Consider the following 23,692-nt stretch of genomic DNA (forward strand, 5'->3'; position numbering starts at 1 on the left):
GCCGATGGTCCGTCGCAACTTCTGGCGTATCGCCGGCGTCATCGCACTGGCGCTCGGTGCAATCGGCGTGGTGCTGCCGCTGTTGCCGACGACCCCGTTCGTCCTGCTCGCCGCGTTCTGCTTCGCCCGCGGCGAACCGGCTTGGCACGCCTGGCTGCTGCGGCACCGGGTTTTCGGACCGCTGATCAAAGACTGGGAAGCCCGCGGCGCCGTCCCGCGCCGGGCCAAATGGCTCGCGACGATCATGATGGCCGCGAGCCTGGTGATCAGCGCGCTGCTGATCCGCAGCAACGCAGTATGGTTCGCCGGGATTTCGATGGCGGTGGTGCTGGTCTGGTTGTGGCGGCGGCCGGAGTGATCAAGCGTCAATGCGGCCAGAACGCCAGAATGACCGGCAGCACAATCGACGTCAGCACGCCGTTCAGCCCCATCGCCAACCCGGAGAACGCGCCGGTTGTCGTCGACAGCTGAAAGCCGCGTGCAGTGCCGACGCCGTGGGCGGCGACGCCGAGCGCGAGGCCCTGTTCGATTTCGCCGGTGACCTTGAGCCAGCGCATCAGCGGCACGACGATGATGGCGCCGACGATGCCGGTGATGATGACGAGGTTGGCCGTCAGCGGTGCCAAGCCGCCGAGCTTGTCGGCCAGCGCCATGGCGATCGGCGTGGTCACCGACTTCGGCGCGAACGAGACCTGCACCGGCCACGACAGGCCGAACAGCCGCCCCAGCAGCAGCGCCGAGACGATGCCGGTGACGCCGCCGACGAAGAGCGACACCGACAGCGGCACGAGCAGCGAGCGCACGCGCTGCAGGTTGTCGTACAGCGGCACCGCGAGCGCGACGGTCGCCGGGCCGAGCAGCAGATGGAAGAAGCGCGCGCCGCTGAAATAATCCGGATACGGCACGCGGGCGACGCCGAGGATGGCGATGATCAGCGCGATCGCGACCAGCACCGGGTGCAGCAGCGGATTGTGGCCGCTCTTGCGGTAAAGCTTTTCGGCCAGCAGGTAGGCGAGCCCGGTGACCAGCAGCCACAACAGCGGTGCGGCCTTGAGCGAGGCGAACGCGGCGTCAAAGTTCATCGGCCTTCCCCCGATGATTCTGCCGGCGCGCCAGCACCCGCTTGCGCAGTTTGCGGCGATGGCGGTTCATCATCGCCTTCATCGTCAGCGCCGTCGCCGCCATGGTGATCACCAGCGATCCGAGCAGCACCGGCAGCATCGCCAAGCCCTGATCGCGCAGCACCGGGCCGAGCAGCATCAGCCCGACACCGGCCGGTACGAACAGCAGCCCCAGATAGCCGAGCAGCCCCTGCGCAACCTGCGCCAGCCGCGGGTCGACCTCGCGATGCCAGACGCACCATGCGGCCAGCAGCAGCATGCCGAGCACCGGACCGGGCAGCGGCAGGTGCAGCAGGGTCGAGCCGGCTTCGCCGATCAGTTGGAACAGCACCAGCACGCAGAATCCGTACAGCACTTATGCAACTCCCCCGAACGGTCCGTTGACACCCCGACCACACCGACGACGCGGCAAGCGCGATTCATAAAACCACGCTGGCAAGGCGTGCGAAGCGCAGACAGTACAAGCAAGTACGGCAAGCGAGCACAACGCAGCCAGCGGGGTTTTATGCATCGCGCTAGAGGCTGACGAGTTCGACCTTGCCCAGACTCCGCCCCAGAAAACGTTCGCCGATGGTCTGGAACTTCACCGGTACGTCGGTCACATAGCAACGATAGTCCGGCCGGCCGCGGCTCGGGTTGGCCAGCCCCTGCTCGGCCAGCAGTCCGGCGGCCTGATCGGCGATCGCCAGCGCCGAATCGACCAGCTGCATCCGGCTGCCGGTGACGTCGAGCAGCATCGGCTTGAGCAAGGGGTAATGGGTACAGCCGAGCACCAGCGTGTCGATGCTTTCGACGAACACCGGCCGCAGGTATTCCTGCGCGACCATCCGCGTCACCGGGTGGTCGATCCAGCCCTCCTCGACCAGCGGCACGAACAGCGGGCACGCCTGCGAATAGACGCGGTAGCCGGGTTCGAGCGCGTGGATCGCGCGGGCGTAGGCGTTGGAATTGATCGTCGTCGGCGTGCCGATCACGCCGATGCCGCCCGACTTCGTCCGCCGGGCCGCCTCGAACGCGCCGGCCTCGATCACGTCGAGCACCGGTACCGGCGACGCCTCGCGCACCTTGTCGGCGGCGACGGCGGCCATGGTATTGCAGGCGATGATCAGCATCTTGACGTTCTGCTCGCGCAGGAAGTCGGCGATCTGCTGGGTGAAATGCTCGATGGTGGCGACCGATTTCACGCCATAGGGCACGCGCGCGGTATCGCCGAAATAGATGATGTTCTCGAACGGCAGCCGGTCCATCAGCGCACGGACCACGGTCAGGCCGCCGACACCGGAATCGAATACGCCGATGGCGTGCGATGGTTGAGCGTTCTGCATTCTGTTCCCCGAAAGCGGGCATTCTACGCCGGCCTGCAAGGGCAAAACAGCATCAAACGCGCCGGGGAAAGCGCTTGCGCAAGGTTTGGGCGAATTTCAGCGCGTGGGCATTGTCGCCGTGGATGCAGACCGAATCGGCGGCCAGCGGCAGCCAGGCACCGCTTTGCGCGTAGACGCCGCCCTTGCGCCACAGGCTCTCGACCTGGGCGATCGCGGCAACGTCGTCGAGCACCGCGCCCGGCTCGCCGCGCGGCACCAGGCTGCCGTCGCCCTGGTAGGCGCGGTCGGCGAATGCCTCGCGGATCACCGTCAGCCCGACCGCTTCGCCGGCCTTGGCGAGTTCGCTGCCGGCCAGCGCCATCAGCGCCAGCGACGGGTCGATCTCGTAGATCGACTGCGCCAGCAGCGCCGCCAGCGGCGGATCGTGCGCCGCATCGTTGTACAGCGCACCGTGCGGCTTCACGTAAGCGACCGAGACGCCAGCCTCGATGCAGACGGCCTTGAGTGCCCACAACTGTGCGGTCAGGCTGGCGATGAGCTTGGGTTCGGGCATCACCAGCGAGACGCGGCCGAAGTGTTCGCGGTCGGGATAGCTCGGGTGCGCGCCGATGCGTACGCCATGCGCACGCGCGAGCACGACGGTGTCGCGCATCGAATCGACGTCGCCGGCGTGGCCGCCGCAGGCGATGTTCGCGGCGTCGATCAGCGGCATCAGCGCCGCATCGTATTCGTAGCCTTCGCCCAGATCGGCGTTGAGTTCCAGCTGATTCATGCGGTTCCCCGGGCCAGCGCGTAGCGAAGCCGCGCCAGCCAGTCGCGTTGCGCCGCCAGCGCGGCCAGCGCCGCGCGATGGTCGACTTCGACAAAACGCAGCGTGTCGCCGGGCTTGAACTGTCCGGCGCGCCACAGGTCGGCCTGGATGACGACCAGTGGCCGCAGATAGCCGCCGGTTGTCTGTGCATCGGCCAGCAGCACGATGGGCTCGCCCGACGGCGGCAGTTGCACGCAACCGGGCATCACCGCGTGCGAATCGAGCGACGGCGCATCGAGTTCGAGCGTCTCGCCGGTCAACCGCATTCCCATCCGGTTGCTCGCCGGACTCACCTGCCATGGCGTCGTCAGCAGCTGGCGCTGTTGCTCATGGCCGAGCTGCGACCAGTCCGGCCCCGCCAGCACGCGCAGATGCTCGCCGCGCTCGGCCTGGGCAATGGCCACCCCGGGCACCCGCGGCCCGGCGTCGCCGCATTCGATGACGTCGTCGCGCCGCAGCGCCCGACCGTGAAAGCCGCCCATGCCGGCGATCAGCCCGGTCGAGCGGCTGCCGAGCACCGGCGCGACCGCCACGCCGCCGGCCAGGGCCAGATACGCGCGCGCGCCGCGTACGACAAAGCCGAAGCGCAACACGGCGCCCGCGCCGGCCGTGTAGCGGTGCGCCGGATTCAGCGCGATGCCGTCGAGCGTCACCGGCATCGCGGCACCGGCCCAGGCGAACGTCGTTGCCGACTCGAAGCGCAGCGCCACCCCGCCGAGCGTGATCTCGAGCCCGGCGGCGCCTTCGTCGTTGCCGGCGACGAGATTGGCCAGCCGCAACGACAGCGCGTCGCACGCACCGCCATGCGGCACGCCGAGCGCGGCGTAACCGCCGTGGCCGAGATCCTGCACGCTCGTCAGCGGGCCGGGCTTGAGAACGGTCAGTGTCATCGCGCCACCGGTACGAAAACCACTGTGTCACCGGGCGACAGCAGCCCCGGTGTTTCACGGTACGGGTCGAACAGCGCGGCGTCGGTGTGGCCGATCAGCTGCCAGCCGCCCGGCGACGCGAGCGGGTAGACCGCCGTCTGCGCACCGCCGATCGCGACCGAGCCGGCCGGCACCGCAATGCGCGGAGACGCGCGGCGCGGGCATGCGAGCCGCGGGTCCAGACCGCCGAGGTAGGCGAACCCCGGCAGGAAGCCGAGGCAGTAGACGGTGTATTCGGCCGCGGCATGGCATTCGATCGTCGCGCTGGCGCTCAGGCCCGCGTGTTCGGCAACCGCATCCAGATCGGGCCCGGCCTCGCCGCCGTAGACGACCGGAATCTCGACACGTTTGCCGGCTTCGCTCTCGGCCCCGTCGCTGCCCTGCCACGCAAGCTCGATCGCCTTTTCGACCCGCGCCGGCGCAATCGCGAGCGGGTCGAAAAAACCGGTCAGATTGCCCATGCCGAGCACCCATTCGACCTGCGGTTCACGCTCGCGCAAGGCGTGCCACGCCGCCCACAGCCGCCGTTGCAACACCAGGCTGACGCCGACACTGAGGACCAGCGCGGCTTCGCCAAAGGGCTGGATCGTGACGGGGACGAACGGTAGCAACTCGGGCATGGCGGATCGCATCGGCATCGATGCCTCCATCATGGCCCATTTTGCAGTGCAGCGTGACGCGACAGCGCCCAGCCGACGTGTTCGCGCACCAGCGCGTTCCCGTCATCGGCGCGCGACGCGAGCGCGGCGAGCACCGCCGGACTCGACGGCGCGTTGCCGAGGCCGACCGCGAGGTTGCGCAGCCAGCGCGCATAGCCGATCCGGTAGATCGGGCTGCCGGCGAGCTTTTCCCTGAAATCGTCCTCGGTCCACGCGAACAGCTCGACCAGCGTCACGTCGTCGAGGCCGTGGCGGACATGGAAATCGGGCTCGGCCGTATCGACGGCAAAGCGGTTCCACGGGCAGCAGAGCTGGCAGTCGTCGCAGCCGTAGACGCGGTTGCCGATCATCGGCCGGAATTCCTCTGGAATCGCGCCGTGCAGCTCGATCGTCAGGTAGGAGATGCAGCGGCGCGCATCGACGGTATACGGCGCAACGATGGCCTGCGTCGGACAGGCGACCAGGCACTTGGTGCAACGGCCGCAATGTTCGTTCTCCTCGGGCGGATCGAGCGGCAACGCCAGGTCGGTGAACAGCTCGCCGAGAAAGAAGTACGAGCCGTAGTCGCGGTTGATCAGCAAGGTGTGCTTGCCGCGCCAGCCCAGCCCCGCCTGCGTCGCCAGCTCGACCTCGAGCACCGGCGCCGAATCGACGAACACCCGGTGCCCGAACGGACCGATCTCGGCACCGATCCGGTCGGCCAGCTTCTGCAGCCTGTTGCGCAGCACCTTGTGGTAGTCGCGCCCGAGTGCGTAGCGCGAGACGTGCGCCTTTTCTCCGTCGGCCAGCACCGCCTCGCTCGACGACACGCCGGGCGGCCGGTAGGGCAGGAAGACGCTGACAACGGTTTTAGTGCCGGGCACGAGCTCGGCAGGCCGGGCACGCTTTAGCCCATGCCGTGCCATATAATCCATCTCGCCGTGAAAACCGGCATCCAGCCACGCCTGCAGGCCCGGCTCGGCGTGCGAAAGGTCGGTACCGGTAATCGCCACCCTGGCGAAACCGAGCGCCTGCCCCCACGCCTTGATCGAGGCCGCCAGTTCCCGTACGTCGAGACCCTTGTCGAGATCCATATGCATAGCACCGATGATACCGCCTTCACGCTCTTCCTCGCCGACGAGGCCGGGACGCTCGCGATGGGCGGACGGCTGGCCGCGGCGCTCGTGCCGGGCCTGGTGATCTTCCTCGAAGGCGACCTCGGCGCCGGCAAGACCACGCTGACGCGCGGCATCCTGCGCGGCCTCGGTTTCGAAGGCCGGGTGAAAAGTCCGACCTATACGCTGGTTGAACCTTATACAGTTTCGAACTTATACTTGTATCACTTTGATTTATATCGCTTTAGCGATCCATCCGAATGGGAAGACGCCGGCTTCCGCGATTACTTCAATCGTGACAGCGTCTGCCTGATCGAATGGGCCGACAAGGCCGAAGGGCTGCTCCCGGCACCGGACTGGCTGATCCAGCTCGCCCCCGAAGCCGAAGGCCGCCGCCTGACCCTGACCGCCAAGACCAAGAACGGAACGCAATGCCTGGCCAGACTCATCCGCTGATTCCCGATGCCCACCGCCGTACCGTGCTGCGCGCGGCGGTCACCACCCTGCTGCTGTCGGTGATCCCGAAAGGCTTCGCCTCGACCGATTCGCGCGTCGTCGCCGTGCGCGTCTGGCCGGCGCAGGCGTATACGCGGATCACGATCGAATCGACCGCGCCGCTGACGTTCAAGCAGTTCTCGCTGAAAGACCCCGAGCGCCTCGTCGTCGACCTCGACGGCATCGACCTGAACGGCGAGCTGCAGACGCTGGCCGGCAAGGTCGCCGGCGACGACCCGTACATCCAGCAACTGCGCGCCGCGCGCAACAAACCCGGCACGGTGCGGCTGGTGCTCGACCTGAAGAGCGAGGTCAAGCCGCAGGTGTTCACGCTCGCACCGGTCGGCGAATACCAGCACCGGCTGGTGATCGACCTGTACCCGGCCGTGCAGAACGATCCGCTGCTCGCCTTCCTCGACGACCAGACCGCGCCGCCGGCGCCGGCGGCCAAGCAGCCCGACCCGCCCAAACAGGTCGAGCAGCCGTCCAGGACCGTCGACCGCAAGGACCTGAAGATCGACCGGCTGGTCACCGTGGTGCTCGACCCCGGCCACGGCGGCGAAGACCCCGGCGCGATCGGCCCGCAGGGCAACCATGAAAAGACCGTGGTGCTGTCGATCGCCAAAAAGGTCAAGGCGCTGCTCGAGGCCGAGCCGAACATGCGCGTGGTGATGACGCGCGACGGCGACTTCTTCGTGCCGCTCGGCGTCCGGGTCAAGAAGGCCCGCGCGGTACAGGCCGACCTGTTCATGTCGATCCACGCCGATGCCTTCATCAAGCCAGACGCCAACGGCTCGTCGGTGTTCGTGCTGTCCGACCGCGGCGCGTCGAGCACCGCGGCCAAGTGGCTCGCGCAGACGCAGAACGACGCCGACCTGATCGGCGGGGTGAAGATCGCCAACGTCAAGGACGCCCACCTCGCCAAGACGCTGATGGACCTGACGCAGACCGCGACGCTGAACGACAGCATGAAGTTCGGCAACGCCATGCTCGGCCAGCTCAAGCAGATCAACCGGCTGCACAAGAACAGCGTCGAGCAGGCCGGTTTCGCCGTGCTCAAGGCGCCCGACATCCCGTCGATCCTGATCGAGACGGCGTTCATCTCGAATCCGGCCGAAGAGCAGAAGCTGATCGACGACGCCTACCAGCAGAAAATGGCCCAGAGCATCGTCAACGGCATCAAGGCGTATTTCGCCAAGAACCCGCCGCTGTCGCGGACCAAGCTCGCGCAAGCCTGAAAGGCCGGGCGCGTTTCGTCGTAGAATCGCCTACCGCCCTTTCAGGAAGCCCAGCAATGCCCGCCATTCCCGCCACACTGTTCGCCGAGATCGAAGCGCTGTCCGACGCCGGCGACGCGCTGTACGAGGCCGGCGATTACGCGCAGGCCATTGCCAGATACAAGGCGGGCTACGCGCTGGTGCCGGCGCCGAAGGAAGAGTGGGAGATCGGTACCAGCCTGCTGATCGCGATCGGCGACACGCAGTTCGCCGCCGGCGACTTCGCCAGGGCGGTCGAGACGCTGACCGCGGCCTCGTTCACGCCGGCCGGCATGGGCAACCCCTTCGTCCACCTGCGCCTTGGCCAAGCCCTGTTCGAAACCGGCGCGCTCGACCTCGCCGCGGAATCGCTGCAGCGCATCCGTGGCCACGGCGACGACAGCATTTTCGACGACGAAGACCCGAAGTACCTCGCCTTCCTGCAATCGCGCACGCCGAACTGACCCCCTCACACCACCAGAGCCCGCCCATGTCCCGGATTCGCAGACCGCTTGCCGGCCTTGCCCTGCTGCTCGCCGCCACCGGCGCCCACGCCATCGACCTGCCGTCGATGGACCTGCCCAACCTCGCCGGTCTGGCCGTCGGCGTGACGCCCGAATGTTCGGGGTGCAAGGACACGACGGTCGGCGTGGTGCCGGGCGTCCGCTACGTGACCGAATCGGGCCGGCTGTTCGAATGGTACGGCCCGTATGCGCAGTACAACTTCGGCGGCCTGACAGGCTTTCAGTGGGGGCCGGTCGTCAACCTCAAGCTGGGACGCAGCGACGTCAGCGACGATGTCGTCAACAGGCTGCACGACATCGACACCACGCTCGAGTTCGGCGGCTTCATCGGTTACGAGTACGACAATCTGCACGGCATTCCCTACCGTTTCCGCGTCAACGCCAATGTGCTGACCAATGCCGGCCAGGTCTACGACGGCGCACGGTTCAATCTCGGCGCAACGCTGTGGGTGCCGCTGTCGCAACGCTTCTTCATCGGCAGCGGCATCGGCGCCACGTGGGCCAGCGCGAGCTATGTGAATACCTATTACGGGGTCACCGACGCCGACGCGGCCGCGTCGGGCCTGGCGCCGTTCCAGGCCGGCGGCGGCAACCAGCAGGTGATCGGCTGGATCGGCGCGATCGGCCAGATATCGGGTCACTGGTGGGGCGGCGCCGGCGCCTTCATGCAGCGGCTGATGGGCGACGCGGCCGACAGCTCCTTCGTGCGCGAGCGCGGCGACCGCAACCAGCTGACCTACGGCGCCGGTATCGGCTACGTCTGGTAACGCCTGCCCACCGGGCAATCGAGCCTCGTGCACCTCGTCCGGCGCCCCATGGGGCGCCCCCTTCGGGCGTCCTCGTGGACTTCACGTCCATTCCGGCTCCGTCCGCATCGGACGAGAACGGCACCGGCCCGATCGCCTGCCGGGGGTGCAGCAGCATTCGACGCAAAAAACCCCGGCCATTGCTGACCGGGGTTTTCGTATTTGGCTCCCCGACCTGGGCTCGAACCAGGGACACACGGATTAACAGTCCGTTGCTCTACCGACTGAGCTATCAGGGAAAAGAAAATCCCGGTCTTCGACCGGGACTTCGGTATTGGGTTGGCTCCCCGACCTGGGCTCGAACCAGGGACACACGGATTAACAGTCCGTTGCTCTACCGACTGAGCTATCGGGGAACCGAAGAGATGCGTATAATAGGAACGGTTTCGAACGTTGTCAACATATTCCAACAATAAATACTGACGAGATCATGCAAAAAACGCGGAAGATCCTGATTTTTATCGCTTTAATCATCATCCTGATCGGGCTGCTTCCGCTGGCCATTCCCGATTCGCTCTACCGGAACAAGCTCGTCGACGGGCTGCAGAAACGACTGCACGGCCCGGTCCAGATCGGCCACAGTGGTATCGAATACGCACCTGCTCCGACGCTGGTGATGCACGACGTCGTCGTCAGCGACCCGGCGACCGCCAGCATCGCCAGGATCAGCGTCCCGCTTTCGCTCCACAACCTGCTGCACTGGGGACGCGAGATCCGCGGCGTCACCCTCGAAGGCGGCGAGTTCAGCCCGCGCTTCGCGATGCAGCTGCCCGAAAAGCTCCGCCCCGAGGCCGATCAGCCGAGGCTGACCCAGATCGAGCTCAAGCGGTCGACCGTCCGGGTCGGCAGCGGCAAGGTCGGCCCGGTCGACGGCACGCTGCGTTTTGCCGCCGACGGCCAGCTCGCCGAACTGCAGGCCGGCGACGAAGCCGGCCATCTCGACTTCCACGTCCAGCCCAAGGGCCAGCAGTTTGCGGTCACGCTGACCGCGAGCGGCTACGCACTGCCGTTCGGCTACCCGGTCCAGTTCGACCGCCTCCTGATGAAGGGGCTGGCGAACGCCGACGGCATCGACATCGAGGATATCCGCGGCGACCTGTACGGCGGCATCGTGACCGGCCGCGCCCAACTCGACTGGCGCGATGGCTGGAAACTCGCCGGCACGCTGCGCACCAACGGCATCCAGGCCGAACCGTTCAGCAAGGTGTTCAGCGAAGTCACCCACGTCTCGGGGCGCCTCACCGGCGAGGCGAATTTCGCCTACCAGGCCGACGACTACCGCAAGATTTTCGACACCGCCGGTATCGACGCGCAATTCAACGTCACCGACGGCATGCTGCACAACTTCGATCTGGTCACGCCGCTGAAATCGACCCAGCCGGCCACGTACGCGCGCGGCGGCCAGACGCGCTTCGAGACCTTCACCGGCCGGCTCGTCGTGCGCGGCGATACCGTACGGATCGCCGATGCCAGACTCGCCGGCGGCAAGTTCAGCGCCAGCGGTCAGCTGGGCATTCTCCCCGGTCGCAAGCTCGATGGCGCGATCGTCGCGCGGCTGTCCGGCGGTACAATCAACGTTGCCAACCGGATTACCGCCGGCGGCGTGCTCAAGTCGCCCGAACTCTCGACCGCCAGCGCCAACCGGCCGCAGCCGCAGCCGGTCAACCTGAGCACCGACACCCCGGATCCGGAAGCACCGTAATCGCCCGGACCGGCCGGGGCGGCGCTGGATTTTCCGCCCGCCGCCCCCATCTGACGATCATTCCCATCCCGCGCCAATGGAGCCCCCCATGTCCTGGAGCGACACACTTGCATCCGCCCGGCGCGATGACGCCGGCCGCATCACCGATTTCGGCCACGCCGCCGACGAACTGGCGGCGCTGGACGCGCAGACCGTCGTCTCTCCGCTGGGTCAGTTCGGTCTGATCCGTTTCAGCGGCGAGGAAACCGCCGCCTTCCTCAATGGCCAGCTGTCGAGCGACGTCCGCACGCTGGCGGCCGATGCGGCGCAGTACTCGAGCTATTCGACCCCCAAGGGCCGGATGCTCGCGAGCTTCCTCGTGTTCCGCGATGGCGACGACTACTACCTGCAGATTGCCGCCGAGCTGCAGCCGGCGATCCAGAAGCGCCTTGGCATGTTCATCCTGCGCACCAAGACCAGGCCGGGCGACGCCAGCGCCGAACGCATCCTGCTCGGCGTGGCCGGGCCGAATGCCGCAGCCACGGTTGCCGCCGTCACCGGCGCCGCCGCACCGGCCGCGCTGGCGGTTGCCACGGCCGTGATCCATGGCGAGCACACAACGGTGATCGGCCTGAGCGGTGACCGCTTCGAACTCGTCGTCCCGGCCGCTGCGGCGGATTCGGTCTGGCAGGCGCTGGTCGACGCCGGCGCACGCCCGGTCGGCGAGCCGGTGTGGCGTCTGACCGAAATCCGCGCCGGCGCGCCGTGGATCACCGCCGCGACACAGGAAGCCTTCGTCGCGCAGATGGCCAATATGGAGCTGATCGGCGCCGTGAGTTTCACCAAGGGCTGCTACCCGGGCCAGGAGATCGTCGCCCGGACGCAATACCTCGGCAAGCTCAAGCGCCGGATGTTCCGGATGCACGTCGACGCCGAGGCCAGGGCCGGCGATCCGCTGTTCAGCCCGGAGATGAACGGCCAGGCCTCCGGGCAACTGATGCTCGCTGCGCCCAGCCCGCGCGGGGGCTTCGAGGTGCTCGCCGTGGCGCAGACCGCCTCGCTCGAGCACGGCCTGCACCTGGGCAGCATCGACGGCCCGGCGCTGTCGCGGCTCGATCTGCCCTACTCGCTCGACTGATCACCGGCAATCCGCCTGCACCGCCCGCGCAGCCAGCCGCGGGCGGTTTCGTTTATAATCGCGCGACTCTATTTAGAACGATATCTCCAAGGGGACTACACGCATGGGCTTTCTCGCCGGCAAAAAAATCCTGATTACCGGGCTGCTGTCCGACCGCTCGATCGCCTACGGCATCGCCCAGGCGTGCAAGCGCGAAGGCGCCGAGCTGGCGTTCACCTATGTGTCCGAAGACCTGAAACAGCGCGTCGTCGACCTGGCCAAGCATTTCGATTCGGACCTCGTGCTGCCCTGTGACGTCGCCAGCGACGAGCAGATTGCCGCGGTGTTCGCCGATCTCGGCAAGCGGTGGGACGGCCTCGACGGCCTGGTGCACTCGATCGGTTTTGCGCCGCGCGACGCGCTCAAGGGCGACTACCTCGACGCCGTCACCCGCGAGAACTTCCGCATCGCCCACGACATCAGCTCGTACAGCTTCGCCGCGCTGGCCAAGGCCGCCCGCCCGATGCTGAACCAGAACGCCAGCCTGATCACGCTGTCCTACCTGGGCGCCGAACGCGCGATCCCGAACTACAACGTGATGGGCCTCGCCAAGGCCTCGCTCGAAGCCAACGTCCGCTACATCGCTGCGGCGGTCGGTGGCGACAAGGGCATCCGCTGCAACGGCATTTCGGCCGGCCCGATCAAGACGCTGGCCGCGTCGGGCATCGCCAACTTCGGCAAGCTGCTGAAGGCCGCCGCCGACGCGACGCCGCTCAAGCGCAACATCACCCAGGAAGAAGTCGGCAACGTCGCCGCCTTCCTGCTGTCGCCGCTGGCCTCGGGCATGACCGGCGAGATCCTCCACGTCGACGCCGGCTTCAGCATCGGCGCCGGTGCACTGGGCGAGAAATCGGAGTAATCCGCACCGTCCCTTGCAAAATGCCCGGCCTGCGCCGGGCATTTTGCTTTTGAGCACCGCCCCGTGCCGGTGCACAATGAAACATCACCACCATTCGGAGCACGCCGATGTGCCAGCTTCTGGGCATGAACTGCAACGTGCCGACCGATATCGTTTTTTCGTTCGAAGGCTTCCACCGCCGTGGCGGGCTGACCGACCACCATGCCGACGGCTGGGGGATCGCGTTTTTTGAGGAGCGCGGCTGCCGGCTCTTCCTCGACTACCTGCCCTCGATCAGTTCGCCGATCGCCGAGCTGGTCCGCGCCTATCCGATCAAGAGCCGCAACGTCATCGCCCATATCCGCAAGGCGACGCAGGGCAACGTCAATCTCGCCAATACCCATCCGTTCCGGCGCGAGCTGTGGGGGCAGTACTGGATCTTCGCGCACAACGGCAATCTCGACAGCCTGCCCTCGCTGCAGGGCAGCCGCTTCCAGCCGGTCGGCGACACCGACAGCGAACAGGCATTCTGCTGGCTGCTCGACGCACTGGCGCAGCGCTTCGAGACCGCACCGACGCGCGAGCAGCTGTACGCGGCGCTGATGCCGCTCGCCGCCGAGCTCGCCGGCCGCGGCAGCTTCAACTTCCTGCTCTCGAACGGCGATGTGCTGTTTGCACGCTGCGCGACGGACCTCCACTACATCGTCCGGCGCGCGCCGTTCTCGACCGCCCACCTCGCCGACGCCGACGTCAGCGTCGACTTCTCGTCGGTGACGACGCCCGACGACCGGGTTGCGGTGATCGCGACCCAGCCGCTGACCGACAACGAAACCTGGACCCGGATGGCCGCCGGCGAGCTGCTGATGTTCGTCGACGGCGCACCGGCCGGCGCTAGCGATTCCGCTGTTGCAGACGCAGCAGCGCATGAAACAGCGCGCTGAACGTCTCGTCGCCCGGATCGAGCTGGCGCAGCTGCACGGCCAGCTTGTCCGGTGAGGTCAGCCCGGCGGCAAAGCGGTCGCGGACCTTCTTCAGGGTCTGCGCCCGCGCAACCAGCTCCTCGCGCCGCGCATCGATCCGTTTGCGCTGGCGCCGGTGCGCGCCGACCGACAGGTTGAGCCAGACGATCAGCACCAGTGCGATCAGCCAGCGCTCGCTGAACAGCGCGACGATCGCCGCCAGGATCAAGGCCAGATACCAGAGCTGATCGGCCATTTCGAGCCGCGGCAACCACGCCGACAGGCTGGGCCAGCGGCGGGTGAACGTCGATGCGATGAACGCGTCGTCGCTCGCCTCGCGCTTCTTGCACACCAGCGCGGCGTCGAGCGCCAGCGTCGCGTACCACTGGCTGACGACCTTGCTGTGCAGCCACGGCGTCGCCAGGTAAAGCTCGAGCTGCTGCTGATACAGCGCCTGGAAGGCATCGCTACCCAGCGGCGGCAGCTCGTCGCTCAAGGGATGGGTGGCCGCGTGCTGGACCAGCAGCGGCCAGCCGGCGATCTCGGCCAGCTGGCGTCGTCGCTCGGCGAGCAGCTCGGGCGCAATGGTCAGCTGCGAATGGTCGAGCCGCAGGTAGTGGCCGAGCAGGGCCTCGAGATCGGCAAACGACGGCGTTGCACCCGGATTGGCGAACAGCGCCGCGCGCAGCCGCGTGACCTCGGCGGCGACCGCATCGCCGATCGGGGCCGCCTCGGCCACCCACGGCAGGCGCAGCAGGGCCTCGGCCTTGAACAGGCTCTCGTCGTAATGGCGCACGAAGGCCGCGTTGTAGCGCGCCCGCTCCTCCTCGTCGCGCTGCTTGTCGCCCGATGCCAGCGGCGGCGTCGGTGGCTGGCGCTTCAGGTCGACGAGGATGCGGTTGGCCTGCGACTCCAGCTCGGGGGCGATGCCGGCCTGGGCGAACAGCGGCTCGAGTTCGCGCCGGCGTGACCGCCAGTCGTCGAGCGACTGCCAGATCGTCCAGTCGGTCATCGCGCCATGCACCGGTTCAGACGATGCGGCATGCGGTCTCGAACGGCAGGCGCGGATTGCGCGGATGCAGCTTTTCGCGCAGGCCGTAGCCGATGTTGACCAGGAAGTTCGAGCGCCAGTTGCTGCCTTCGAAGAACGCCGCATCGACGGCCGCGTTGTCGAAGCCCGACATCGGCCCGCAGTCGAGGCCGAGCGAACGCGCGGCCAGCATCAGGTAGGCGCCCTGCAGGCTGCCGTTGCGCAGGCAGGTGGTCCGGATCGCCGCGTCGTTGCCGGCGAACCAGCTCCTGGCGTCGGCATGCGGGTACAGCGTCGGCAGCGCGTCGTAGAACGCCAGGTCATGGCCGACGATCACCGTCAGCGGCGCCGCCATCGTCTTGTCGCGGTTGCCCTCCGACAGCGCCGGCCTGAGCTTTTCCTTCGCTTCGGGCGAGCGCACGAACACGAAACGCGCCGGCGAGCTGTTCGCCGAGGTCGGGCCGAACTTCGTCAGTTCGTACAGCGCGTGGATCGTCGCATCGTCGATGGCACGGTCGTCGAAATAACTGAAGGTGCGGGCCTCGCGGAACAACTGGTCGAGCGCGGCGGCGCTCAGGGTCTGGAACATGTTCACTCCTTGCGTTTGAGCCGGGCCTCGATCGCGTCGCACAGCCGCTCGAGGATCTCGACGCGGGCATGATACTTGTTGTTGGCGCCGACCAGATGCCACGGCGCGATCGCCGAGCTGGTGCGGTCGATCATGTCGCTGGCGGCGACGATGTAGTCGTCCCAGCGGTCGCGGTTGCGCCAGTCCTCGTCGGTGATCTTGAAGCGCTTCCACTCGATCGTTTCGCGCTCCTTGAAGCGGCGCAGCTGCTCGTCCTTGTCGATCGCCAGCCAGAATTTGACCACGACGATGTTGGCCGCGTCGAGCTGCGCCTCGAAGTCGTTGATCTCGCTGTACGCGCGCATCCAGTCGAACTGGCTGGCAAAGCCCTCGACGCGCTCGACCAGCACCCGGCCGTACCACGAACGGTCGAAGATCCGCATCTGGCCGTGCGGCGGCACGTGACGCCAGAAGCGCCACAGATAGGGCTGGGCGCGCTCCTCGTCGGTCGGCGCGGCGATCGGCACGATGCCGTACTGGCGCACGTCGAGCGCGGCGGTGATCCGCCGGATCGCGCCGCCCTTGCCGGCGGCGTCCATGCCTTCGAACACGGCAACGACGCCCATCTTCCTGAAGCCGCGCTTGCGGGTCAGCTGGTTCAGCCGCCCCTGCGCTTCGGCCAGCCGCTTTTCATAGTCCTTCTTGTCGAGCGCGTGCTTCAGCTCGAGCCGGTCGAGCAGCCGGACGCCATCGACCGACGGCAGCAGCGGCGCCGCCTCGCCGTAGGGCCGGAACTGCTTGTCGAAACGCGCGGTCAGCGCGTCGAGCAGTTGCTGGCCGACCGAGATCGACCGGTAGTTGGCGTCGCCGCCCTCGACGACGCGCCACGGCGCGAACGCGAGGTTGCTGCCCTGCAGCATCTGCTGGCAGGCGCCGAGGATCTCGTCATAGTTCTTCAGGAACCAGCGGTCGTCGTCGCCGACGCGCCACGCGGTCAGCGGATCGGATTCGAGCTGGTTGAGCCGCTTCTTCAGGTCGGCCTTGGGCAAGTGCAGCCAGAACTTCATCAGCAGCACGCCCTCGGAGGCCAGCATCCGCTCGAAGCGGGTGATCTGCTCGATCTCGCGCTCGAAATCGGCCTTGCGGCCGCCGCGCAGCGCCTCCCACACCGGGCCGAGGTACCAGCCGCCGAAGAAGATCGCGGTTTTGCCCTTGGCCGGCAGCGCCCGCCAGTAGCGCCACAGCGGCGGCCGGTCGGCTTCCTCGTCGGTCGGCACGCCGAAGGCGTGGCTCTCGATGTGGCGCGGGTCCATCCACTCGTTGAGCAGGCTGGCCATTTCGCCGCGCCCGCCGGTCGGCACGCCGGAAAGCAGGATCACGACCGGAAATTCGCCCAGCTGCTTGAGTTTGAACTGCGCCGCCAGCAGCGCCTCGCGCAGTGCGGCCTCGCGCTTGCGATAGTCGTCCTTGGCGATCTTGTGCCCCAGTTTTGCCGATTCGAACATGCGCTGCTCCCCTTGGGTATCGAACCGCCATTATCGGTCCGAAGCGCGCCCACAAGGCAAGTCCGTTTCAGGTATGCGACAAAGAAAAAGGGAAGCGCTGGCGCTTCCCTTTCGTTCGGGGCAAACCGGGTCAGACCGAGAACGACGAGCCGCAGCCGCAGGTCGACTGGGCGTTCGGGTTCTTGATCGTGAACTGCGAGCCTTCGAGGCTGTCGACGTAGTCGATTTCGGCGCCGACGAGGTACTGGTAGCTCATCGGGTCGACGAGCAGCGTCACGCCGGCCTTGTTCACTTCGGTATCGTCGTCGTTGACGATCTCGTCGAAGGTGAAGCCGTACTGGAAGCCGGAACAGCCGCCGCCGGTCACGAAGACGCGCAGCTTGAGATCGGGATTGCCTTCCTCGGCGATCAGCTCGGCCACCTTGTTCGCAGCGGCGTCGGTGAAAAGGAACGGGCTGGGCATCTCGGTGGTTGCGGTGGTCATCGCATACTCCACATGTAATAGTTGACTAAACAACTAGGATTATCGCGCCGACGCCGGCAGCGGGTCAATCGGCGTCCGCCGGTACTTCTGGCGCCGTGATCACCCTGGCGCCGTCGAGCGGAATCAGCCGGCCCTCGATCACCGCACCGGGGTGCATTTCCAGCGTCTTGTACGTCAGATCGCCGCGCACGCGCGCCTTGGGCTGCAGCTCGACATAGTGGCTGACCTCGATCGGCCCGGCGATCTCGCCGTTGAGGATCAGGTGCGTCGCGCGCACGCCACCGTCGATCCGCGCCTTCTCCGACACGACCAGCGTGCCGTGCTGCGCATCGAGCGCGGTGACGCTGCCGGCCACCGTGCCGTCGATGCGCAGACCGCCCGAGAAGCGCAGCTCGCCATCGAACTGCGTACCGTGGCCGATCAGGCTGTCGATCCGCTGGCTCCCCTTCTTCTTCTTGAACATCATCCCTCCTGATTGTTGCAGCTCGCGATCGGCTGCTTGTCGTTGTCGGTCACGAGCCGCAGCTCGATCCGTTCGATCCTTGCCCCGACCGGCAGCGCAAGCTCGCCCTCGGTGCTGCCGTAATGCCGAAAGGCCAGCGGAGCAGCGGCCAGCTCGACACGACGCCGGCCGCCGGCGTCGCGCAAGGTCGCCGCGGGCAGCAGCCGGCCGGCGAATGCCGTATCGCGGCCGGCCCCCTGCGTGGCGAGCACGCGCCAGCGCCAGCGGCCTGCATCGAGCGGCTCGAAATCGCAGCGCACCAGCTCGACCGGACGATTGCGGTCGTTGCGCGTCAGCAGCGTATCGAAGAACGCCAGCCGCTGCTGCTGCGCCGCCAGTTGCTGCTGCACGCCGGCCAGCTCGGCCGCCAGCGCCTTGCGCGCCGCTTCGCTGACGTCGAGCTGTTGCCGGACGCCGGATGCATTCGCCGCCAGAGCCGCGCGTTGCGCCAGCCCGGCCTCGAGCGCGGCCCTTTCCTGCGCCGCCTGCCCCTGCGCCCGCTCGCGCCCGTGGCGTTCGCCAAGCCAGCCGCCGGCTGCAAACGCCACGGCCAGCAGGCCGAGACCGAGCAAGGCCCGCCACAGCCGGCCGCGCCAGTCCAGCGCCGGCCTCAGCGTCAGCGGTGTCGCCGTCAGCCGGGCGCGCTGCAGGCGGTACAGGCGCTTGAGCGGCACGCTTACGGCAACAGCGGCACGACGTCGAGACCCTGCGTTTCCGGCAGGCCGAACATCAAGTTCATCACCTGCACCGCCTGGCCCGACGCGCCCTTGACCAGGTTGTCCTCGACAACGAGGATCACCAGCAGGTCGCCGTTGCCGGGACGATGCACGGCAATGCGTGCGACGTTCGAGCCGCGCACCGAACGCGTTTCCGGGCAGCTGCCAGCCGGCATCACGTCGACGAATGCCTCGCCGGCGTAGCGGTCTTCGAACAGCTTCTGGAAGTCGGTGTCGCGGCCTTCGGGCTTGATGCGTGCGTAGATGGTCGAATGGATGCCGCGGATCATCGGCGTCAGGTGCGGTACGAAAGTCAGCGACACCGGCGCGCCATGGATCGCGGAGAGGCCCTGATTGATCTCGGGCGAATGACGGTGGCCCTTGACGCCGTAGGCCTTGAAATTGTCGCTCGACTCGGCGAACAGCGTGCCGACCTCGGCCTTGCGGCCGGCACCGGACACGCCCGACTTGCAGTCGGCAATCAGCGTATCGGTTTCGATCAGTTGCAGGCCGTTCTCGAGCAGCGGCAGGAGGCCGAGCTGCACCGACGTCGGATAGCAACCGGCCATGCCGATCAGCCGGGCCGCCCTGATCGCATCACGGTTGACCTCGGCCAGGCCGTAGACCGCCTCGTCGAGCAGATCGGTGCAGCTGTGCGCCATCGCGTACCATTTCTGGAACTCGGCCGGGTCCTTGAGGCGGAAATCGGCGGCGAGGTCGATCACCTTGACGCCGGCGTCGAGCAGCTCGCGCGCCTGCGCCATCGCCACGCCGTGCGGCGTGGCGAAGAACACCACGTCACAGTCCTTGAGCCTGGCCTCTTCCGGCGTCGAGAACGCGATGTCGACACGGCCACGCAGGCTCGGGAACATCTCGGCGACCTTCATGCCCGCTTCCTTGCGCGACGTCACCGCCTCGATGCGTGCACCGCCGTGTCCGGCAAGCAGACGCAGCAACTCGACGCCGGTGTAACCGGTGCCGCCGACAATCCCGACCTTGACCATCTCGAACTCCTTGTAAGCAATCGCTGCGATCATAAAACAAAAGCCGCCCCGATGGGCGGCGGCTGTCCGGCGCAGACGCCGGATACGACAAAGCCGCCCGGAGGCGGCTTTGGTGTGGCAGGCAATCCCGATTAACGCTTCGAGAACTGCTTGCGGCGGCGGGCTTTGTGGAAGCCGACCTTCTTACGTTCGACTTCACGCGCATCGCGGGTCACGAGGCCGGCGGCCTTGAGTGCGCCCTTGAGTTCTGCGTTGTAGTCGATCAGTGCACGGGTCACGCCGTGACGAACCGCACCGGCCTGACCGGTTTCACCACCACCGTTGACGTTGACGAGAATGTCGAACGCTTCGAGGTTTTCGGTGAGGGCTAGCGGCTGGCGAACGATCATGCGGCTGGTTTCGCGGCTGAAATACTGATCAACCGGCTTGCCGTTGACGACGATGTTGCCCGAGCCCTTGGCCAGGAACACGCGGGCAACGGCGCTCTTGCGGCGACCGGTACCGTAGTTGTACTTACCTACCATTTTGCTATTCCTTGTTCAGGGCTCAGACTTCAAGCGCTTTCGGCTGTTGCGCGGAATGCGGATGCTCATTACCGGCATAAACCTTCATCTTCTTGAGCATGGCGTAGCCCAGCGGGCCCTTCGGCAGCATGCCCTTGACGGCTTTTTCCAGCACGCGACCCGGGAACTTGTCCTGCATCTCGGTGAAGGTGCGTTCGTAAATGCCGCCCGGATGACCGGTGTGACGGTAATAGATCTTCGATTGGGCCTTGTCGCCGGTCACGCGCAGCTTGTCTGCGTTCACCACAACGATGTAGTCGCCGCAATCGACGTGCGGGGTGTATTCGGCTTTGTGTTTGCCACGCAGGCGCTTGGCAATTTCAGCCGCAAGGCGACCCAGCACTTTGTCAGTGGCATCAACAACGAGCCACTCGCGCTTCACCTCGTGCGGCTTGGCAGAGAAGGTTTTCATGACTGCTTAGTCCACGTTACGATTTCGAGAAAGTCGCAGATTTTATCCCTTCAAGAAAGAACGTGTCAAACCCGCCGAGCGCAATCTGCCAAAAAAAACGCAACCCCTGAGGATTGCGCGTAAATTCCACCAAAGAAGGAGGATGGAGGAGACAACGCCGGGCAAGCCCGACGCCGAGACCCATTCTTGCATGCGCGCCCACGGCAAACAAGACGCCAAAGCGGCAAAAATGACAAACAACTGATCAGGTAAAACCCTTAAAAGCTGCGCCTAATCAAGCGTTTCACTACAATCTCGGCCTTGCTTGAGTCGGCAGTACACACAGGGAAAGGGAAGTCATGAAGGTTCGTCTGAAGTGGGTGGAAGCGGTGAGCTTTCTGGCGCAGTCGGAGTCCGGCCATGCGGTGCTGATGGACGGCCCGCCCGAAGGCGGCGGCCGCAACCTCGGTCCGCGGCCGATGGAAATGCTGTTGATGGGCATGACCGGCTGCTCGACCTACGACGTGATCCACATCCTCAAGAAGGGCCGCGCCGACGTGCGCGACTGCGTGGTCGAGGTCGATGCCGACCGCGCCGACGTCGATCCGAAGGTGTTCACCCGGATCCATCTGCACTTCATCGTCACCGGCCGCGCGCTCAAGCCCGAACAGGTCGAGCGCGCGATCAGGCTGTCGGCCGAGAAGTACTGCTCGGCGTCGATCATGCTCGGCAAGATGGCCGAGATCACCCACGATTTCGAGATCGTCGAGGCCGACTGAGCCGTCCTGCATCCGGCAAAAAGCCGCCCGATGGCGGCTTTTTTACATGCTGCGGGCCTGCTGCCTACTTCACCGTATCGGGCACGCCCTGCTCCGCCTCTGCCTTGGCCTGCGGGCGTGGCCGGCCGAAGCGCGGTGCGTTCTGCTCGCCGTAGATCAGCGTGTACGGCAGGCCGATGACCAGCGCACCGCCGACGATGTTGCCGAGCGTCGCCGGGATCAGGTTGGCGACAATGAAGTGCCCCCAGCTGACGTCGAGCCCGCCGAGCATGGCCGCCGGGATGATGAACATGTTGGCGATGCTGTGCTCCATGCCGAGCGTGACGAAGGCCATCACCGGGAACCAGATGCCGAGCACGCGTCCGAAGGTGTCCTTGGCCGAGTAGCCCTGCATCGTCGCGACGCAGACCAGCACATTGGCCAGCACACCCTTCATGAAGGTCATCATGAACGGGTGCGAGGTCTTGCCCTGCGCGATGCCGATCAGGTAGGCGGTCGCCGGATCGCCGGGCGTGATCAGGTGTGTCAGGTAGACGAGGAAGTAGGCCGCGCCGACCGCGCCGATGAAGTTGCCGAAGTAGGACAGCAGCCAGAACTTCAGCATCTCGCCGACGCCCAGTTCGCCGCGCAGCACCGCCGATGCGCCGAGCGCACAGTTCGACGTGAACAGGTCGGCGCCGGTCAGCGTCACCGCGATGAAGCCGAGCGGAAACAGCGCGCCGAAGATGAATTTCACCAGCCCCGGATTGCTCGCCGCCAGCCCGGTACAGCCACCGGCGACGATGACGGCGAGGATGGTGCCGATGCCGATGAACATGCCGCCGAGCACGGCGATGCCGATCAGCCGCCCCGGATGCAGGCGTGCCTTTTCGGCGCCGGCATGGGCAATGTAACCGACGATTTGCGCGGGGGAACGGAGTGCGGACGAGGACGTTTCGGGGGCAGACATGGCGGGCCTGTAACAATAGAACATGACGTCGAGTTATACGCCGAGCCCATCATGTAGTTTTGGTACAAGTTCCGCCCGGCGCACCCAATACCGAGCGGAACTGATCCAGATCAAACGAAGCGGTTCACCCTAGTTCTTTCGGACTAGTTTGATTGCCGTGCACAACCTTTGCCACTCGCGCACTCAGAAGCGGTAGCTCAGCGATGTCATCAGTTTGGAGCTCAGCCCCATCACCGCCTTCAGCGGCGGCGGCAGTTCGGCGGCACCGAGCCCGACCGCCAGCTCGGCGTGATGCATTTCGTCGTGGTACATCTGCTCGACCACGGCACGGCTCTTGGCGTCGTGCGGCGGCAGCGTGTCCAGATGCGACTGCAGGTGCGCGCCGACCTGGCGCTCGGTCTCGGCCAGGAAGCCGAGGTTCCAGCGGTCACCGACGAGGCCGGCGGTGACGCCGATCGCCAGGCTGCCGGCGTACCACAGCGGATTGAGCACGCTCTTGTGGCTGCCGAGTTCGCCGATGCGCTGCTCGGTCCACGCCAGATGCTCGACTTCCTCCTGCGCCGCCTGCCGCAGTGCCTCGCGGTTGGCCGGGTCGCGCGCCGTCAGCGCCTGCCCCTGGTACAGCGCCTGCGCGCAGATCTCGCCGCTGTGGTTGACGCGCATCAGCCCGGCGGCGTGGTGCTTGTCGGCGTCGCTCAGCTCGGCCTCGTCGATGTGCGCGTCGGGATGCGCGCGGCCGCTGGTGGCCGGCGCCGCCAGCGTGCGGAGCACGGTGTCGAACTCGGTCACGATGGCGTCGAGGCTGGGCAGCTTGGGCAGGGCGGGCAGTTTGAGCATAGCGGTTCTCCTTGGCGCCGATTTTACTATTTATCCGCATGCTATGATTCGGCGGATTTTCACCGCCACCGACACGGATCAGAACACGATGAAAAAGCTGTTTGCCGCCGCCGCACTGAGCCTGGCCGCGATGTCCGCCTTTGCCGCCAACCCGCAGGTCGAGCTCGTGACCAACAAGGGCAAGGTCGTGCTCGAGCTGTATCCGGACAAGGCGCCGGTGACCGTCGCCAACTTCCTGCAGTACGTGAAGGACAAGCATTACGACGGCACGATCTTCCACCGCGTGATCGCCGACTTCGTCGTCCAGGGCGGCGGCTTCGACGCCAAGGGCAGCCAGAAGCCGACGCGCGCACCGATCAAGAACGAGGCGCAGGCCGCGTTCAAGGCCGGGCTGAAGAACGACCGCGGCACCGTCGCGATGGCGCGGACCAGCGACCCGAACTCGGCGTCGAGCCAGTTCTACGTCAACCTGAAGAACAACGACTTCCTGAACTGGCCCGGCCGCGACGGCGCCGGTTACACGGTCTTCGGCAAGGTCGTCGCCGGCCTCGACGTCGTCGACAAGATCGGCGCGGTCAAGACGATGCCGGGCGACGCCCCGGTCGACCCGGTCGTGCTCGAGTCGGCACGTGAACTGCCGGCCGGCAAAGCTGCCAAATAACCCTACGCTATCGATATCAACGACAGAG

29 protein-coding genes and 2 tRNA genes are annotated in these 23,692 nt (G+C 66.5%); 11 read left to right on the forward strand and 20 right to left on the reverse strand.

Translation table 11 applies throughout. The annotated features are described in order from the left end of the window. The first annotated feature begins 4 nt into the window (after window positions 1-4). Window positions 5-358, forward strand: a complete 354-nt coding sequence (locus BJP62_RS07510; protein WP_070528466.1) for a YbaN family protein — start codon at window positions 5-7, stop codon at window positions 356-358. A gap of 7 nt (window positions 359-365) precedes the next feature. Here BJP62_RS07510 and BJP62_RS07515 read toward each other — a convergent pair whose 3' ends face one another. From BJP62_RS07515 to queG, 7 genes are all read right to left on the reverse strand, one after another. Continuing rightward, window positions 366-1,082, reverse strand: a complete 717-nt coding sequence (locus BJP62_RS07515) for an LrgB family protein (RefSeq protein ID WP_070528469.1) — start codon at window positions 1,080-1,082, stop codon at window positions 366-368. Next, window positions 1,072-1,476 carry a CidA/LrgA family protein gene (locus tag BJP62_RS07520; protein WP_070528470.1) on the reverse strand — a complete coding sequence of 135 codons (405 nt, stop codon included), beginning with the start codon at window positions 1,474-1,476 and terminating at the stop codon, window positions 1,072-1,074. Before BJP62_RS07520 ends, BJP62_RS07515 begins: the two co-directional genes overlap by 11 nt. A gap of 160 nt (window positions 1,477-1,636) precedes the next feature. Continuing rightward, entirely contained in the window at window positions 1,637-2,446 is an 810-nt protein-coding gene (gene murI, locus BJP62_RS07525) for a glutamate racemase (protein ID WP_070528472.1), read from the reverse strand. A gap of 52 nt (window positions 2,447-2,498) precedes the next feature. Next, window positions 2,499-3,218 carry a 5-oxoprolinase subunit PxpA gene (gene pxpA, locus BJP62_RS07530; protein WP_070528474.1) on the reverse strand — a complete coding sequence of 240 codons (720 nt, stop codon included), beginning with the start codon at window positions 3,216-3,218 and terminating at the stop codon, window positions 2,499-2,501. After that, on the reverse strand, window positions 3,215-4,147 hold the full coding sequence (locus BJP62_RS07535) for a biotin-dependent carboxyltransferase family protein (protein ID WP_070528477.1): 933 nt from the start codon (window positions 4,145-4,147) through the stop codon (window positions 3,215-3,217). The genes pxpA and BJP62_RS07535 overlap by 4 nt, the downstream gene beginning before the upstream one ends. Next, window positions 4,144-4,824 (reverse strand): 5-oxoprolinase subunit PxpB, encoded by a 681-nt coding sequence (gene pxpB / locus BJP62_RS07540; protein WP_236943678.1) that lies wholly within the window; start codon window positions 4,822-4,824, stop codon window positions 4,144-4,146. Before pxpB ends, BJP62_RS07535 begins: the two co-directional genes overlap by 4 nt. An 11-nt stretch (window positions 4,825-4,835) precedes the next feature. Continuing rightward, window positions 4,836-5,924, reverse strand: coding sequence for a tRNA epoxyqueuosine(34) reductase QueG (gene queG / locus BJP62_RS07545; protein ID WP_236943679.1), 1,089 nt, complete (start codon window positions 5,922-5,924; stop codon window positions 4,836-4,838). On the opposite strand from queG, the gene tsaE reads away from it, so the two are divergent. The 4 genes from tsaE to BJP62_RS07565 are packed head-to-tail and all read left to right on the forward strand — an operon-like array spanning window position 5,919 to window position 8,981. Then, window positions 5,919-6,395: a tRNA (adenosine(37)-N6)-threonylcarbamoyltransferase complex ATPase subunit type 1 TsaE gene (gene tsaE, locus BJP62_RS07550; protein WP_070528482.1), complete on the forward strand. Its 477-nt coding sequence runs from the start codon at window positions 5,919-5,921 to the stop codon at window positions 6,393-6,395. The genes queG and tsaE overlap by 6 nt on opposite strands. Next, window positions 6,371-7,672 (forward strand): N-acetylmuramoyl-L-alanine amidase, encoded by a 1,302-nt coding sequence (locus BJP62_RS07555; RefSeq protein WP_070528485.1) that lies wholly within the window; start codon window positions 6,371-6,373, stop codon window positions 7,670-7,672. The genes tsaE and BJP62_RS07555 overlap by 25 nt, the downstream gene beginning before the upstream one ends. 56 nt (window positions 7,673-7,728) lie before the next feature. After that, window positions 7,729-8,154 (forward strand): M48 family metallopeptidase, encoded by a 426-nt coding sequence (locus BJP62_RS07560; RefSeq protein ID WP_070528488.1) that lies wholly within the window; start codon window positions 7,729-7,731, stop codon window positions 8,152-8,154. Between the two features lie 26 nt (window positions 8,155-8,180). Then, window positions 8,181-8,981 (forward strand): MipA/OmpV family protein, encoded by an 801-nt coding sequence (locus BJP62_RS07565; protein WP_070528492.1) that lies wholly within the window; start codon window positions 8,181-8,183, stop codon window positions 8,979-8,981. 202 nt (window positions 8,982-9,183) lie between these two features. Here the strand turns inward: BJP62_RS07565 and BJP62_RS07570 are convergent. Then, window positions 9,184-9,259 (reverse strand) — tRNA-Asn (locus BJP62_RS07570). Window positions 9,260-9,300: 41 nt separating this feature from the next. Further along, window positions 9,301-9,376, reverse strand: a tRNA-Asn gene (locus BJP62_RS07575). Window positions 9,377-9,450: 74 nt separating this feature from the next. On the opposite strand from BJP62_RS07575, the gene BJP62_RS07580 reads away from it, so the two are divergent. The 4 genes from BJP62_RS07580 to BJP62_RS07595 all read left to right on the forward strand — a co-directional run bounded on the left by BJP62_RS07580 (window position 9,451) and on the right by BJP62_RS07595 (window position 13,657). Then, window positions 9,451-10,722, forward strand: a complete 1,272-nt coding sequence (locus tag BJP62_RS07580) for an AsmA-like C-terminal region-containing protein (RefSeq protein WP_070528495.1) — start codon at window positions 9,451-9,453, stop codon at window positions 10,720-10,722. An 88-nt stretch (window positions 10,723-10,810) separates the two neighbouring features. Continuing rightward, a complete protein-coding gene (locus BJP62_RS07585; protein ID WP_070528497.1) occupies window positions 10,811-11,839 on the forward strand; it encodes a folate-binding protein YgfZ in 1,029 nt (342 codons plus the stop codon). A gap of 103 nt (window positions 11,840-11,942) precedes the next feature. Further along, window positions 11,943-12,737 (forward strand): enoyl-ACP reductase FabI, encoded by a 795-nt coding sequence (fabI, locus tag BJP62_RS07590; protein WP_070528500.1) that lies wholly within the window; start codon window positions 11,943-11,945, stop codon window positions 12,735-12,737. A 107-nt stretch (window positions 12,738-12,844) separates the two neighbouring features. Further along, a complete protein-coding gene (locus tag BJP62_RS07595; RefSeq protein ID WP_070528503.1) occupies window positions 12,845-13,657 on the forward strand; it encodes a class II glutamine amidotransferase in 813 nt (270 codons plus the stop codon). Here the strand turns inward: BJP62_RS07595 and BJP62_RS07600 are convergent. From BJP62_RS07600 to rplM, 9 genes are all read right to left on the reverse strand, one after another. Then, complete coding sequence (locus BJP62_RS07600; RefSeq protein WP_070528506.1) at window positions 13,608-14,687, reverse strand: hypothetical protein; 1,080 nt, start codon at window positions 14,685-14,687, stop codon at window positions 13,608-13,610. The genes BJP62_RS07595 and BJP62_RS07600 overlap by 50 nt on opposite strands. A gap of 16 nt (window positions 14,688-14,703) precedes the next feature. Beyond that, window positions 14,704-15,294, reverse strand: a complete 591-nt coding sequence (locus BJP62_RS07605) for a malonic semialdehyde reductase (RefSeq protein WP_070528508.1) — start codon at window positions 15,292-15,294, stop codon at window positions 14,704-14,706. A gap of 2 nt (window positions 15,295-15,296) precedes the next feature. Continuing rightward, a complete protein-coding gene (pap, locus tag BJP62_RS07610) occupies window positions 15,297-16,778 on the reverse strand; it encodes a polyphosphate:AMP phosphotransferase (protein WP_070528509.1) in 1,482 nt (493 codons plus the stop codon). 130 nt (window positions 16,779-16,908) lie between these two features. Further along, window positions 16,909-17,241 carry an iron-sulfur cluster insertion protein ErpA gene (gene erpA, locus BJP62_RS07615; protein ID WP_236943698.1) on the reverse strand — a complete coding sequence of 111 codons (333 nt, stop codon included), beginning with the start codon at window positions 17,239-17,241 and terminating at the stop codon, window positions 16,909-16,911. Window positions 17,242-17,326: 85 nt separating this feature from the next. Then, window positions 17,327-17,725, reverse strand: a complete 399-nt coding sequence (locus tag BJP62_RS07620; RefSeq protein ID WP_070528515.1) for a polymer-forming cytoskeletal protein — start codon at window positions 17,723-17,725, stop codon at window positions 17,327-17,329. After that, window positions 17,725-18,438, reverse strand: coding sequence for a DUF6776 family protein (locus tag BJP62_RS07625; protein ID WP_070528518.1), 714 nt, complete (start codon window positions 18,436-18,438; stop codon window positions 17,725-17,727). Before BJP62_RS07625 ends, BJP62_RS07620 begins: the two co-directional genes overlap by 1 nt. 2 nt (window positions 18,439-18,440) lie before the next feature. Further along, entirely contained in the window at window positions 18,441-19,484 is a 1,044-nt protein-coding gene (gene argC / locus BJP62_RS07630) for an N-acetyl-gamma-glutamyl-phosphate reductase (protein WP_070532459.1), read from the reverse strand. A gap of 131 nt (window positions 19,485-19,615) precedes the next feature. After that, window positions 19,616-20,008 (reverse strand): 30S ribosomal protein S9, encoded by a 393-nt coding sequence (gene rpsI, locus BJP62_RS07635; RefSeq protein ID WP_070528521.1) that lies wholly within the window; start codon window positions 20,006-20,008, stop codon window positions 19,616-19,618. A gap of 22 nt (window positions 20,009-20,030) precedes the next feature. Next, entirely contained in the window at window positions 20,031-20,459 is a 429-nt protein-coding gene (gene rplM, locus BJP62_RS07640; protein WP_070528524.1) for a 50S ribosomal protein L13, read from the reverse strand. Between the two features lie 338 nt (window positions 20,460-20,797). Between rplM and BJP62_RS07645 the strand changes: the two genes are divergently transcribed. After that, entirely contained in the window at window positions 20,798-21,217 is a 420-nt protein-coding gene (locus BJP62_RS07645) for an OsmC family protein (protein WP_070528526.1), read from the forward strand. A 64-nt stretch (window positions 21,218-21,281) separates the two neighbouring features. Here BJP62_RS07645 and BJP62_RS07650 read toward each other — a convergent pair whose 3' ends face one another. Further along, a complete protein-coding gene (locus tag BJP62_RS07650) occupies window positions 21,282-22,166 on the reverse strand; it encodes a formate/nitrite transporter family protein (protein WP_168163815.1) in 885 nt (294 codons plus the stop codon). Between the two features lie 183 nt (window positions 22,167-22,349). Further along, window positions 22,350-23,003 carry a 2-polyprenyl-3-methyl-6-methoxy-1,4-benzoquinone monooxygenase gene (gene coq7, locus BJP62_RS07655; protein WP_070528531.1) on the reverse strand — a complete coding sequence of 218 codons (654 nt, stop codon included), beginning with the start codon at window positions 23,001-23,003 and terminating at the stop codon, window positions 22,350-22,352. An 88-nt stretch (window positions 23,004-23,091) separates the two neighbouring features. Between coq7 and BJP62_RS07660 the strand changes: the two genes are divergently transcribed. Continuing rightward, window positions 23,092-23,664, forward strand: coding sequence for a peptidylprolyl isomerase (locus tag BJP62_RS07660; RefSeq protein ID WP_070532462.1), 573 nt, complete (start codon window positions 23,092-23,094; stop codon window positions 23,662-23,664). Window positions 23,665-23,692 lie beyond the last annotated feature (28 nt).

The sequence above is a fragment of the Jeongeupia sp. USM3 genome, from assembly GCF_001808185.1.
Classification (GTDB): domain Bacteria; phylum Pseudomonadota; class Gammaproteobacteria; order Burkholderiales; family Chitinibacteraceae; genus Jeongeupia.

Excerpts from the sequence above, each read along its gene's own strand:
- tsaE (WP_070528482.1), top strand. The coding sequence starts at position 5,919 with ATGCATAGCACCGATGATACCGCCTTCACGCTCTTCCTCGCCGACGAG.
- BJP62_RS07620 (WP_070528515.1), bottom strand. The coding sequence starts at position 17,725 with ATGTTCAAGAAGAAGAAGGGGAGCCAGCGGATCGACAGCCTGATCGGC.
- BJP62_RS07515 (WP_070528469.1), bottom strand. The coding sequence starts at position 1,082 with ATGAACTTTGACGCCGCGTTCGCCTCGCTCAAGGCCGCACCGCTGTTG.
- rplM (WP_070528524.1), bottom strand. The coding sequence starts at position 20,459 with ATGAAAACCTTCTCTGCCAAGCCGCACGAGGTGAAGCGCGAGTGGCTC.
- murI (WP_070528472.1), bottom strand. The coding sequence starts at position 2,446 with ATGCAGAACGCTCAACCATCGCACGCCATCGGCGTATTCGATTCCGGT.
- BJP62_RS07555 (WP_070528485.1), top strand. The coding sequence starts at position 6,371 with ATGCCTGGCCAGACTCATCCGCTGATTCCCGATGCCCACCGCCGTACC.
- fabI (WP_070528500.1), top strand. The coding sequence starts at position 11,943 with ATGGGCTTTCTCGCCGGCAAAAAAATCCTGATTACCGGGCTGCTGTCC.
- rpsI (WP_070528521.1), bottom strand. The coding sequence starts at position 20,008 with ATGGTAGGTAAGTACAACTACGGTACCGGTCGCCGCAAGAGCGCCGTT.
- erpA (WP_236943698.1), bottom strand. The coding sequence starts at position 17,241 with ATGCCCAGCCCGTTCCTTTTCACCGACGCCGCTGCGAACAAGGTGGCC.
- argC (WP_070532459.1), bottom strand. The coding sequence starts at position 19,484 with ATGGTCAAGGTCGGGATTGTCGGCGGCACCGGTTACACCGGCGTCGAG.
- BJP62_RS07580 (WP_070528495.1), top strand. The coding sequence starts at position 9,451 with ATGCAAAAAACGCGGAAGATCCTGATTTTTATCGCTTTAATCATCATC.
- BJP62_RS07595 (WP_070528503.1), top strand. The coding sequence starts at position 12,845 with ATGTGCCAGCTTCTGGGCATGAACTGCAACGTGCCGACCGATATCGTT.
- BJP62_RS07510 (WP_070528466.1), top strand. The coding sequence starts at position 5 with ATGGTCCGTCGCAACTTCTGGCGTATCGCCGGCGTCATCGCACTGGCG.
- BJP62_RS07535 (WP_070528477.1), bottom strand. The coding sequence starts at position 4,147 with ATGACACTGACCGTTCTCAAGCCCGGCCCGCTGACGAGCGTGCAGGAT.
- BJP62_RS07645 (WP_070528526.1), top strand. The coding sequence starts at position 20,798 with ATGAAGGTTCGTCTGAAGTGGGTGGAAGCGGTGAGCTTTCTGGCGCAG.
- BJP62_RS07605 (WP_070528508.1), bottom strand. The coding sequence starts at position 15,294 with ATGTTCCAGACCCTGAGCGCCGCCGCGCTCGACCAGTTGTTCCGCGAG.
- pxpA (WP_070528474.1), bottom strand. The coding sequence starts at position 3,218 with ATGAATCAGCTGGAACTCAACGCCGATCTGGGCGAAGGCTACGAATAC.
- queG (WP_236943679.1), bottom strand. The coding sequence starts at position 5,924 with ATGCATATGGATCTCGACAAGGGTCTCGACGTACGGGAACTGGCGGCC.
- pap (WP_070528509.1), bottom strand. The coding sequence starts at position 16,778 with ATGTTCGAATCGGCAAAACTGGGGCACAAGATCGCCAAGGACGACTAT.
- BJP62_RS07585 (WP_070528497.1), top strand. The coding sequence starts at position 10,811 with ATGTCCTGGAGCGACACACTTGCATCCGCCCGGCGCGATGACGCCGGC.
- pxpB (WP_236943678.1), bottom strand. The coding sequence starts at position 4,824 with ATGCCGATGCGATCCGCCATGCCCGAGTTGCTACCGTTCGTCCCCGTC.
- BJP62_RS07650 (WP_168163815.1), bottom strand. The coding sequence starts at position 22,166 with ATGTCTGCCCCCGAAACGTCCTCGTCCGCACTCCGTTCCCCCGCGCAA.
- BJP62_RS07560 (WP_070528488.1), top strand. The coding sequence starts at position 7,729 with ATGCCCGCCATTCCCGCCACACTGTTCGCCGAGATCGAAGCGCTGTCC.
- BJP62_RS07600 (WP_070528506.1), bottom strand. The coding sequence starts at position 14,687 with ATGACCGACTGGACGATCTGGCAGTCGCTCGACGACTGGCGGTCACGC.
- BJP62_RS07660 (WP_070532462.1), top strand. The coding sequence starts at position 23,092 with ATGAAAAAGCTGTTTGCCGCCGCCGCACTGAGCCTGGCCGCGATGTCC.
- coq7 (WP_070528531.1), bottom strand. The coding sequence starts at position 23,003 with ATGCTCAAACTGCCCGCCCTGCCCAAGCTGCCCAGCCTCGACGCCATC.
- BJP62_RS07565 (WP_070528492.1), top strand. The coding sequence starts at position 8,181 with ATGTCCCGGATTCGCAGACCGCTTGCCGGCCTTGCCCTGCTGCTCGCC.